A 6000-nucleotide genomic window follows, 5' to 3' on the forward strand; every position below is an offset into this window, starting at 1 on the left:
TAATAAAAATTTTATTCTCCTTTTGTCAATTTTTCCATAAGTTCATGAACTGTTGTCAACTCTTTAATTCTATATCCATTTGAACCTGAAAAAAACAATCCAGTATCAGTATCTCCTTGATAAGCAGCTCCAAGTCTATCAGCAATACAATATCCAACAGCTTTAGCTTCTACACCTCTATGACATGGAGCAACACAATTTGAAATACAAACAACTTTTGGCGCTGTTCCCTCACTCATAGATTTTTGTAAGTTAGTTTGAACTCCACGTGCAGGAAGACCAACTGGAGATTTCATAAGTTGAATATCTTCAGATTTTGCATTAATAATAACTTCTTTAAATGAATCAGCAGCATCACACTCAACTGTTCCTATAAATCTAGTTGCCATTTGAACACCTGCACATCCCATAGCAATAAATTTATCTATATCATTTTTATCCCAAATTCCACCAGCTGCAATAATAGGAGGATTTCCCCAGTTTTTTGCTTCTTCAATAACTGGTGGTACTATATTTTCTAAGCTATATTCTTCTTGAAAACATTGTTCATAAGTGAACCCTTGATGTCCACCACTTAATGGACCTTCCACGATTACAGCATCTGGAAGTCTATCGTATCTTTTCCATTTTTTACAAATTAATTTTAAAGCTCTTGCACTTGATACTATTGGTATTAATGCAACATCTGGATAATTTTTTGCAAATGCAGGCATATTTGTAGGAATTCCAGCACCTGTAATAATTATATTTATACCTGCTTCACAAGCATCTTCTACTATTCTTCCATAGTCATTACATGCATATAGGATATTACAAGCTAAGGGTGCATCACCACAAATTTTTCTTGCATTATCAATGATTCTTTTTAAAGCATCTTTACTATAAAAATTCATAACATCAACAGGTTTTTCTTTTTTCATTTTTATATCAAGACTTTCATTTTCCTTGTAATATCCTGTTCCTACACCTGATATTACACCTAGACCGCCTTCTTTACTTACTGTCCCTGCTAATTTATCCCAGCTTATTCCAACACCCATTCCACCTTGAATAATGTTGTGTTTAATTTCATATTTACCTATTTTCAAATTAGCCCTTTATATTATAACTATCTTAGCGAAACTTTTTTTACCCTTTTGTAAAATATATTCACCTTTTGACAAATTTAATTTGTCATCATTAATTTTTTCTTGATTTATCTTGACTGCCCCCGCTTTTATATCTCTTCTAGCTTGAGATGTAGAACTTACTAAACTAGTGTCTACTAAGGCTTGACAAATCCAAGTATTAACTTTTAATTCAAATTCTGCAATATCACTAGGGATATCTTTTTTTGCAAAAACTTTTTTAAACTCTTCTTGGGCTTTTAATCCTGCCCCTTCACCATGATATCTATCAACAAGTTCTATTGCCAATGAATCTTTAACTACTTTTGGGTGAATTGTACCTTTTTGTACACCTTCATGTAATTCTTTTACTTCTTTTAAAGATTTTGAAGATAAAAGTTCATAAAATCTCCACATAAGTTCATCTGATATAGATAATACTTTTCCAAACATATTATTAGCTTCATCCGTTACACCAATATAATTATTTAAGGATTTTGACATCTTTTGAACTCCATCAAGTCCTTCTAATATTGGCATCATTAAAACTGCTTGTTGTTTCCCAATATTATATGCTTTTTGTAATGTTCTACCCATCAGAAGGTTGAACTTTTGATCTGTTCCTCCAAGTTCTATGTCAGATTTCAAAAAAACTGAATCATAGCCTTGAAGTAGGGGATAAGTAAACTCACTTACAGCAATTGGAGTATTTGAGGCATATCTTTTTGAAAAATCATCTCTTTCTAACATTCTTGCAACTGTTAAGTTTGAAGCGAGATTTATAAGTCCTGCTGCACCTAAATCATTTAACCAATTTGAATTAAAAACTACTTCTGTCTTACTTTCATCTAGTATTTTAAAAACTTGATCTTTATAACTTTGGGCATTATCTAAAACTTGTTGTTTCGACAATATTTTTCTTGTCTCACTTTTTCCAGTAGGATCTCCAATACTCGCAGTAAAATCACCTATTAGGAACTGAACGATTCCCCCGAATTTTTGGAAAACTGATAATTTTTGAAGAAGAACTGTATGTCCAAGATGTAAATCAGGTGCAGTTGGATCAAAACCAGCTTTCACATAAAAATTTTCACCTTTTTCATAATAGTTTTTTAATAATTTTTCAATTGATTCAATATCAATTATTTCAAAGCTTCCTCTTTGAATCTCTGCTAATGCTTCTTTTATTTTATTTTCCATAATACCTCTTTAAATAATGGCTTATTATACTTTTTATTTATTAAATAAAAATTTAGTTTTTGTTATATGCATCTTTTTTTGAAAAAAACTCAATAACTTTTGCTTTTTTTTCTATAATTTTACGCACTTCATCTCTATTTTTTTTATCAATTTCAAACTCTATATCACAATATTGAATATAACTGTGTTGCTCTCTTCCATAGCTAACTGATAAAATATAACCCTCATATTGACTCATATAAATTAAAAGTTTTGCTAATTCACCTTTTGTATTTTGTAAACTAACAACCATTTTATATTGGTAAAGTTCATTTTCTACCCATTTACAAAAAATCATCTCTTTTTCAGCTTTTATCTTTTTATAAGCTTTATCACACATTTTATGGTGAATTATCGCTTTATTTCCTTCTTTGAAAGCTACAATATCATCACCAACTTTTGGATGACAACAGTGCTCAAATGAGACTGAATTAATTGAATAGTTAGAATAAATAAGAATATTCTCAAATTTATACTCTTTTAATTTTTTTGGAGTTAATTTAAATCGCTCTACAAAATTCATATTTTCTTGGATTTTTTTTTCAATCATTTTTTTTGTATGTTTTAAATAATCCAATAATAAAGGAATTTTATAGATATTTTCAATTTTATGATCTGCTACAATATATGATTTGTATTTTGAAAAAATAGTATTTAATATATTTCTACCACTATATTCATTTATCTCTTTATCCCTTTGTGTACACAAAAGTTTTATTTGTTTTTTGGCTCTATTTGTTTTTACCATATGTATCCAAGAGCATCTTGGAATATTATGATCTGTTGTATTAATAGAAACAATATCACTACTTTTAAGTTCTGTTAATAAAGGTTTTCTCACCTTATTTATATAGCAATCAACAGCTTTATTTCCCACATCTGTATGAATCATATATGCATAATCATATGCAGTTGCACTTCTAGGAAGAGTAAAAGTATCTCCTCTTGGAGAGTAAATTACCATATCTTCAGAATATAAATCTTCTTTAGCTTCACTATAAAACTCTTCTACATTTTCATTTGTATATTCTAGTGATTTTAACCAATTCAAATTAGGTGAGTGTTTGATTCCACTTTTATATTTCCAATGGGCTGCAATTCCATATTCTGCAACTTTATGCATTTCAAATGTTCTAATTTGCACTTCATGAATTTTTGAGTTAAAAAAAACAGTTGAATGAATTGTTTGATAACCATTCTCTTTAGGGGTTGCAACATAATCTTTAAATCTTGAGATTAAAGGTTTATATTCTAAGTGAATATGTCCTAAGACTTTATAACAATCAATCTCTTTGTTTACTAGAATTCGTATTGCCATAAGGTCTAAAATTTCATCTATAGTTACACCTTTTCTTTGTATTTTCATGTAAATAGAATAGTGGTGTTTAACTCTTGAAAATATTTTAATTTTGCTTTCATCATAACCATTTTTTTCAAGCAACATTTTTGTTGAAGAGATAAATTGATTAAAACCTATTTGGATTGTTTGTTGATTCTCTTTCATAAAGTCATCAATTTTTTTATATTCATCTGGATAAATGTAAAAGAATGCTAAGTCTTCTAACTCATTTTTAATAGTAGAAATCCCAAGTCTATGAGCAATAGGAACATAAACTACTAAAGTTTCTTCTGCTATTCTAAATTGTTTTTTAGGAGGTAATGCTGAAAGAGTTAGCATGTTGTGAAGTCTATCACAAAGTTTAACTACTAAAACTCTTGGGTCATCAATTGATGCTACTAATAATTTTCTAAAAGTTAAAGCAGAAGTAACTATTTTTTTATTTGAATCTGAAGAAACTAATTCACTTTCTCTAATTTCATCAATCTTTGTTAGTCCATCAACAATATAAGAAATATCTTCACCCCATCTATCTTTAACAAATTCTAAAGAATATTGAGTATCTTCAACCACATCGTGAAGTAAGGCAGCTGCGACTATAGGTTCTTCTGCAGCAAAATGTGCAGTTATACAAGCAACCAATAATGGATGTACAGCATAAGGCTCCCCACTTTTTCTAAATTGACCTTCATGGGCTTCAATTGAAAAATCAATAATATCTTTTAATTTGGGAGTTATTTCTATTTGAGAGTTTAATTCAGCATAAGCACTTTTTATAGTATTTATATGCTGAATTTTATTTATATATGGATCCATATTTATTATTTATTTATTAAACCTTCAATAATTAATAAACCTTCTCCAATTTCATCAATTGCAATATCTGTGTATTTCATATGTTGAGTATTTTTTTCTAAAAGTGGTTTTGCACCTTTACTTAGTTCATCAGCTCTTTGACCAACTGCTAATGCAAGGATATATCTATCGTTGTTTACTTTTTTTAATGCTAGTGATAATCTCTCTTCTAATCTCATACTATTCCTTTATTTATTTTACTATTGAACATTGACTTAAATCACCATTTATGATTTTAAGTAAATTACCTTTTGTATACATATCAGCTACGACTATTGGAAGGCTATTATCTTTTGCAAGTGCAATAGCTGTATCATCCATAACTTTTATTGAATCTTCTAAAGCTCTATCATACGATAATGTTTCTAATTTAATCGCATCATCATATTTTGCAGGGTCTTTATCATAAACACCATCAACTTTTGTAGCTTTAATTAACATACAAGCACCAATTTCTGTGGCTCTTAAAGTTGCTGCTGTATCTGTTGTGAAAAATGGATTTCCAGTACCTGCACTGAAAATAACAACTCTTCCTTTTTCTAAATGTCTTTTTGCTCTTCTTACAATATATGGTTCAGCAATTTGTTCCATTTTAATAGCAGTTTGTAATCTAGCATTTAAACCTTTGTGTTCTAATGCTTCTTGCATTGCAATACCGTTTACAACAGTTGCTAACATACCCATATAATCTGCACTAGTTCTTTTAATAACACCATCAGCAGCTGCAGTTACACCTCTAATAATATTACCTCCACCAATAACGATACCAACTTCTATATCATTATCAACTAATTCTCTTATCTCTTCTGCAATGTAATCAAGTATCTTTGTATCAATACCATATCCATCGCTACCAGCTAAAGCTTCACCTGAAAACTTAACAAGTACTCTTTTTTTCATAGGTAGGTGTCCTTATTATAATTTTTGGATTATATCTAAATAAAACTAAATACTCATTTAAATAAATTATTGTACTGCCCATTCATAAAAGGGCAAAATATTTATTTCTATTTTTTTGTACTTTATAATATCATTATTACCAGCTGTTATTATATATACTTGTTGAATATTTAAATCATCAATTGTTGAATATATTTTTTTAATAATTGTATTATTTAACAGAGTATTAAAAAAAGGAATTGCTAAAACTAAAGTTCTTTCTTCTTCAATTAAAAAATCAATTTTGTCTAAATAGTATATATTTTTATGCTCTTTTTGTAGTTGGAGAAAAACCATATTTGTAAATTCATTTTTAAATTTTTTATTATGGGAAATTGAGTTTAGAAAAGCATGATTGTAAGCATATATTTTTTTTGTAGACTTTTCATGATTGTATTTTTTTATAAAAAATATTAATTGATTTGCTTCGTAAAATTTACAAAGTTCATAAAATCTATCTTTTGATATTTTAATACTTTTTTTTAGTATTGTGTATAATGGATTTATTGATTTATTTTCATC

General features: G+C 28.4%; 5 protein-coding genes and 1 pseudogene. All 6 read right to left on the reverse strand.

The features are described 5' to 3' along the window. Window positions 1–11: 11 nt before the first annotated feature. Window positions 12–1088, reverse strand: coding sequence for a nitronate monooxygenase (locus tag CRU95_RS05940; RefSeq protein ID WP_129100219.1), 1077 nt, complete (start codon window positions 1086–1088; stop codon window positions 12–14). Window positions 1089–1097: 9 nt separating this feature from the next. Beyond that, window positions 1098–2306, reverse strand: coding sequence for a tyrosine--tRNA ligase (gene tyrS, locus CRU95_RS05945; RefSeq protein WP_129100220.1), 1209 nt, complete (start codon window positions 2304–2306; stop codon window positions 1098–1100). A 52-nt stretch (window positions 2307–2358) separates the two neighbouring features. Then, the gene (locus CRU95_RS05950) at window positions 2359–4500 is read right to left on the reverse strand and encodes a bifunctional (p)ppGpp synthetase/guanosine-3',5'-bis(diphosphate) 3'-pyrophosphohydrolase (RefSeq protein WP_129100221.1); all 2142 of its coding nucleotides are present in this window, start codon (window positions 4498–4500) and stop codon (window positions 2359–2361) included. A 5-nt stretch (window positions 4501–4505) separates the two neighbouring features. Beyond that, complete coding sequence (locus CRU95_RS05955) at window positions 4506–4718, reverse strand: DNA-directed RNA polymerase subunit omega (RefSeq protein ID WP_129100222.1); 213 nt, start codon at window positions 4716–4718, stop codon at window positions 4506–4508. Window positions 4719–4731: 13 nt separating this feature from the next. Continuing rightward, on the reverse strand, window positions 4732–5439 hold the full coding sequence (gene pyrH / locus CRU95_RS05960; protein WP_129100223.1) for a UMP kinase: 708 nt from the start codon (window positions 5437–5439) through the stop codon (window positions 4732–4734). Between the two features lie 66 nt (window positions 5440–5505). Beyond that, window positions 5506–6000: pseudogene (locus CRU95_RS05965) on the reverse strand (ATP-binding protein); the annotation flags it as partial.

Source organism: Arcobacter sp. F2176 (assembly GCF_004116465.1).
In the GTDB taxonomy this organism is placed as follows: Bacteria; Campylobacterota; Campylobacteria; order Campylobacterales; family Arcobacteraceae; genus Arcobacter; species Arcobacter siniprincipis.

Excerpts from the sequence above, each read along its gene's own strand:
- tyrS (WP_129100220.1), bottom strand. The coding sequence starts at position 2,306 with ATGGAAAATAAAATAAAAGAAGCATTAGCAGAGATTCAAAGAGGAAGC.
- CRU95_RS05950 (WP_129100221.1), bottom strand. The coding sequence starts at position 4,500 with ATGGATCCATATATAAATAAAATTCAGCATATAAATACTATAAAAAGT.
- CRU95_RS05955 (WP_129100222.1), bottom strand. The coding sequence starts at position 4,718 with ATGAGATTAGAAGAGAGATTATCACTAGCATTAAAAAAAGTAAACAAC.
- pyrH (WP_129100223.1), bottom strand. The coding sequence starts at position 5,439 with ATGAAAAAAAGAGTACTTGTTAAGTTTTCAGGTGAAGCTTTAGCTGGT.